Genomic DNA, 5,416 nt, shown 5'->3' with positions numbered 1-5,416 from the left:
TTATGATGATGACCAGAAATTTTCTATTCTGTATTGCGAAGGGGTCTTCCCGTATTGAAGCCTAAACTTCCTGGAAAAATGAGAGTGATCTTTAAAACCGCATTTTTGGCTAATGATAGAAATCGGTATTTCTGTAGTACGGATTAACAGGGCGCCTTTTTCCAGTCTTTTTTGCATATGAAACCTCGGGATCGTGATACCATACATCTTCTTAAATTCTTCTTTAAGCTTCGTTTTATTAGTACGGTGAATAAGTCCCAATGCTTTAAGGGAAGGCAGCTCCTTATGAAGATTTCGAAGGATATATAAACGAACTTGCTTAACCAGGGATTTTGTTGCGGTACTTTCCTTTTTTTCTGATTTCGATGACCTGGCAGTAGCCCTTTTTTTCCCACCCTCCCTTTCTTTATTTTTGAAACGAAAAACATTAATTACATAAGAAATATCCGAATCAACGCCTATCATTTTCTGCACAGTGCAAGAAGTTCTATAGAATTTATTATTTTTAATTATAAAATCTACAAAGAGTAATCGCTGATAGTTTTTATCCCCGTTTAAACGTAGTTCCTCTTTTAACATTTTAAACGAAATATTTGAAAGAATTTCTGATACCGGCCTGCCCCAGTATTCTTTATCCCATTGCAGTATTTGAGGGGTGTCGGAAGTATACGAGCTTATGTGATACTCTTTATCCAAAAAAATTACAAAATGTAACTCGGGATGTTCCATCGACTGCTGGGGGTTAAAACAGGAATCCTCAATCTCCTCAGACATCATGTTCAATAACAATGAAATAGTATCAAAAGGATCTCTACCACCAGATGATTCTTGTCGAAACATAAAATTACCACAGGCAATCTCGATAATTTGATTGCATAACGAATCGAATCTCATTTTATCCTCCTTACTCATTTGTTTTTTCATAATTATAGTTTTTAGTATGGGTTACTTTATATAGTCCTGTAGAAACGAAAGTGCCTTGTCCCTATCAGTAAATATCCGGGTAGGATATGGCGGTTCGCTTGCTTTTACATAGAGGCGGGCAACCTTCATGGCAAGCTCATCTTCTACCAACAGGGCGAGGGCTTTAGTCAAATTGCCACCTTCAATGGCCAAATAATCCCTGGCTTGCTTTTGTGCTGTGGTCACGCCTCGTAAATCGCAAAATATAGGATAGGAATTCTCGTTTTGAAGTTGTAAGCGTTCACTTACAATCGTCTTAGCCATAGGTCCATCAATCTCATATATCTCTTTATAGACAAAATAGAAAATTCCATGGGAAATCCACATTTTTGCGTATGTACCATCCACCATCATCCCGTAAAAATTTGAATATCACTAATATAAATAAAAAATCAATATGTCTCAATAGACCGGTATCCAGGCATTATAAAGTAAAAGAAAGCTACTCTCATAGATTTTAATGGTATTTGAACGAAAAGCCGAATAACTATTCCGAAAAGCCTTTTTATTATAACGGTCAGGATTATGATCAATATTTATCATAGCTTAAAAAAGAAAATTTTTACATGAAAAAGTTATGGCGAAGGTTAAACACAATAATTTCATAGATACCGTTGATGAAGTCATCACTAATGCTACCAATGCCAGGGTCATCCATTTACGGGCAACGGGCGATGCGTTAAATGGAAGGCATATAACTATTAATGGAAAACCTTCATATCATTTCGGAACAACAGGTTACCTGGGTCTTGAACAAGATAGACGGTTAAAAAATGCCGCGAAAGAGGCTATTGAAAAGTATGGCACCCAATTTCCCTTATCCAAAACATATATTTCACATCCGCTCTATGCACCGCTAGAAGAAAAGATTTCCGAAATGTATGGACATCCCATACTTATCACAAAAAATAGTACCCTGGGGCATTTAGCCGTAATTCCGACGGCTGTTCGGTACGGTGATGCTGTGATACTGGATCACCAGGTACACTGGAGTGTTCAAAGTGCGACCGAGGTATTAAAGTCAAAAGGAATAACGGTACGAATGATTAGACATAGTAATTTAGAGATGTTGGAACACACTATCAAAGCTTTACGAAATAAAGCCAGGAAAATTTGGTATATGGCAGATGGGGTGTATTCTATGTACGGGGATTTTTCCCCTTTACAGGATTTAATAGAGTTATCGAAAAAATATTCTCAGTTACATCTCTATATTGATGATGTCCACGGAATGAGCTGGATAGGACCACACGGTACGGGATATGTAATGTCGGTATTAAAAGAGCTTCCCCAAAATCTACTACTGTTTGGTACACTAAGTAAAACTTTTGGAGCCAGTGGAGCAGTACTAGTTTGCCCCGATAAGAAATTACATCAAAAGATTAAAAATTTTGGAGGGCCACTTACATTTTCTGCCCAGCTGGAACCAGCCTCTGTGGCTGCCGCAACTGCTTCGGCCAATATTCATCTATCTCCAGAAATCTATGCGTTACAATCAGAATTGGAACAAAAAATCAATTACTTCAATCATTTAGTGGGGTTAACAGATTTGCCGCTGGTACATACAAACAGCTCCCCGGTATTTTACATTGGCACCGGACGACCTGCCACCGGATATAATTTTGTTAAGAAAATGATCGATGCCGGATTTTTTGTAAACCTTGGATTGTTTCCGGCTGTTCCTGTTAAGAATACCGGGGTTAGGATAACGATTTCCAGGCATAACAAATTGAAGGATATCAAGGCATTGGTGGATGCGATGACCCATTATTTTCCCATGGCAATGGCAGAAACCCATACTGACCTAAGCAAGATTCACAAATCATTTGGAATGCAGCAACCTAAAGAACATCATACTGTAGCTACACCGTTTGAAGAATTACAACTGGAATATAGCGAAAGTATTCAACAGATAAATAAAACGGAATGGGATACCTGTTTTTCCGGAAAAGGTACGTTTGACTGGGACGGTCTTGCATTTTTGGAAAAGGTCTTTACCAACAATCGATTACAGGAGCATAACTGGGGATTTCACTATATCACGATAAAGGATCAAGACGCCAGGATAATTTTGGCAGCCCCGCTTACCAGTGCACTCTTAAAAAATGACATGCTTTCCGAGGTAAATACCTCAAAAGCCATCGAAGAATTGCGGATAGAAGATCCCTATTATATGACCGATGTGGCGCTATCCCTAGGTTCTGTTTTTTCAGAGGGAGCTCATTTATTCTTAAACGATGCTCATCCAAACCATCTTCAAGCCACACGCTTATTTCTCGAGAAACTTGAGGAAATAAAAACCAAAGTTGATGCTAAACTTATTATTTTAAGGGATTTTGAAAAAACCAATACGCTAAACACTTTCCTCCATGAGCAGGGTTTTATTGCCATAGCTATGCCCGATGCTTGTGAACTTGCCAATCTCCATTGGAAGAGTGAAGACGGATATTTGAATATGCTTAGTAAACGATCCAGAAAGCATTTTAGAAAAGAGATTAAAGCTTTTGAAAACTATTTTACCCTATCAATAATTAAAGATCCATCCCCTTCTGAAATTGATCAATTCTATGGATTGTTCCAACAGGTTTGGAGCAATAACTTAGGGATTAACACCTTTATGTTTCCAAAAAAGTTATTTGTGGAAATGGGGAAACATCAAAATTGGGAGTTTTTAGTCCTAACATTGAATGCAAACGTTGAGCCCTCGAAAAAAGCGATTGGTGTGATGTTTTGCACCCATTCGGGACGTACGTATATTCCTAGCTTAGTAGGCATGGATTATGATCAAAACAAGAAATTTAATACCTATCGACAACTATTATATCAAACCATTAAAAGAGCGAATGAGCTAAATTGTACCAAAATCGATTTAGGATTTAGCGCGAGTTTCGAAAAAAGAAAATTAGGGGCACAATTAACCCCAAAGTTAGCTTATATTCAGGCCGATGATAACTTTAGCCTTGAAGCCCTGGACTGGCTTAGAAAAGATTGAGACCTCCCCCTTTGAAGTATATTTTTTAATATTTACCCGTTAAAAAGCCCTATTGAAAATAGCACAACAAAGGCATTATTTGTTTTCAAAAAATACCGAAGTAATGTTCACATTTAGCGAACATTATAAGTAAAAACTAAATTTTTCAATAGCGATTAATTTTTTATGAAATCAGCTCTCTAAAATTCTAAATTAACAATGAAAAATATAGTTCAATCATATCCGCTAGAGTGGCTTGATTTATTAATCACAGTCACACTCAATCCTACCAAGACAAAAGTGAGGGCTATAACTAATGAGCAATTTAATAATATTATTAATCGTATTCCTGAAGAAAATCTACGTCTTCAAAAACTTATTAAAACCCACGTATTTTCCACTACGAAAGAGGAAGAAATTGCTTTATTGATCAAACAGTATCATTCATCACTTATTGCCCTACTTGATCAGACACTCGAAAATCAAAAAGAAGACACCTCTCGAAAGCTTATTTTAAAAAAAGTCTTTAAAGTACTACTCTCAAACATAGATGAGTTGCTATCTTTTATTGAAACCCGCTTTTCTACAAATCTTATCCTGGACGAAAGGGTTCCAGAGATGTATCTCTCCGTTACCAAAAAAGAACTAAAGAAAAAATTAGATAAGCTTAAATCAAATGCCAGTCTGAAGCTTAAAACACATCCCGCATTTGAAATCATTCTTAAAAGATTATATCATTTTATAAATAGCACATACCTTCATTATGAAGTGACGTTTCGTGATATTTTTTATAAAAAAACACTTGTTCAAGGACTTGGAGGACTTGAATATAATAAAGAAGAAGTAGAAGCGTACTCCGCTTTGGATGAATTCCTAATCTATTTAAACTTTAACAGCAAGGCCTATATGAACCTGTTTACGGATCATATCGCCAAACAAATAAACAGACATGATAGTACCATTGAAAAGATGGATACACTACTCTATTATTACAAAGCCTTCAATCAATTACATCGTAAGCCGGAGATGATCCTTAATCCAAAATTCCATGATCTGGAAACCGTTTTGGGGAATTGGTTTACGCAGGAAATTCTTTACCTGGAAAAGAAATTACATCTATCAGTTGTTCCGCTACAAAGCAAAAAGAAAAACCCGATAGACAAGCAAGCAACCGCAAAGGAAAAGCAGAAAGTTCTTTGTATGCTTTCTACCGATCAAATGGGACTTATCCTTCGCGCTTCCGATGAATTACGAATATTGGTTGCAAAATCCATGAGTCAGGTATTTAAAACTATAGTACCCAATTTATCAACTCCTTATAAAGAAGACCTGTCCTACGATGGCATGCGCAGCAAATCCTATGTAGCAGAAGAACGTGACAAACAAATAGCCGTTGAAACATTAGAGCGGATTATTAAAAAAATCAAAGAATATTAAAACCACTATACCATGAAAAAGCTATTTCTTATATTCATGATCATC

4 protein-coding genes are annotated in these 5,416 nt (G+C 36.6%); 2 read left to right on the top strand and 2 right to left on the bottom strand.

The genetic code is table 11. The features are described from left to right. Together AC13DP_RS01100 and AC13DP_RS01095 are read right to left on the bottom strand one after the other, a co-directional pair. Complete coding sequence (locus AC13DP_RS01100; RefSeq protein ID WP_483067163.1) at positions 1 to 924, bottom strand: helix-turn-helix transcriptional regulator; 924 nt, start codon at positions 922 to 924, stop codon at positions 1 to 3. 21 nt (positions 925 to 945) lie between these two features. Further along, complete coding sequence (locus AC13DP_RS01095; RefSeq protein WP_483067162.1) at positions 946 to 1,290, bottom strand: DUF7793 family protein; 345 nt, start codon at positions 1,288 to 1,290, stop codon at positions 946 to 948. Between the two features lie 250 nt (positions 1,291 to 1,540). Between AC13DP_RS01095 and AC13DP_RS01090 the strand changes: the two genes are divergently transcribed. Continuing rightward, positions 1,541 to 3,955 (top strand): aminotransferase class I/II-fold pyridoxal phosphate-dependent enzyme, encoded by a 2,415-nt coding sequence (locus tag AC13DP_RS01090; RefSeq protein ID WP_483067161.1) that lies wholly within the window; start codon positions 1,541 to 1,543, stop codon positions 3,953 to 3,955. Between the two features lie 198 nt (positions 3,956 to 4,153). Next, complete coding sequence (locus AC13DP_RS01085) at positions 4,154 to 5,371, top strand: hypothetical protein (RefSeq protein WP_483067160.1); 1,218 nt, start codon at positions 4,154 to 4,156, stop codon at positions 5,369 to 5,371. Positions 5,372 to 5,416: the final 45 nt, after the last annotated feature.

The sequence above is a fragment of the Zunongwangia sp. L-65 genome (assembly GCF_056859415.1).
This window is presented reverse-complemented; position numbering and strand designations above follow the sequence as displayed.

What these genes read in the sequence shown, in the direction of transcription:
- AC13DP_RS01100 (WP_483067163.1), bottom strand. Translation starts at nt 924, where the DNA reads ATGAAAAAACAAATGAGTAAGGAGGATAAAATGAGATTCGATTCGTTA.
- AC13DP_RS01095 (WP_483067162.1), bottom strand. Translation starts at nt 1,290, where the DNA reads ATGTGGATTTCCCATGGAATTTTCTATTTTGTCTATAAAGAGATATAT.
- AC13DP_RS01090 (WP_483067161.1), top strand. Translation starts at nt 1,541, where the DNA reads ATGGCGAAGGTTAAACACAATAATTTCATAGATACCGTTGATGAAGTC.
- AC13DP_RS01085 (WP_483067160.1), top strand. Translation starts at nt 4,154, where the DNA reads ATGAAAAATATAGTTCAATCATATCCGCTAGAGTGGCTTGATTTATTA.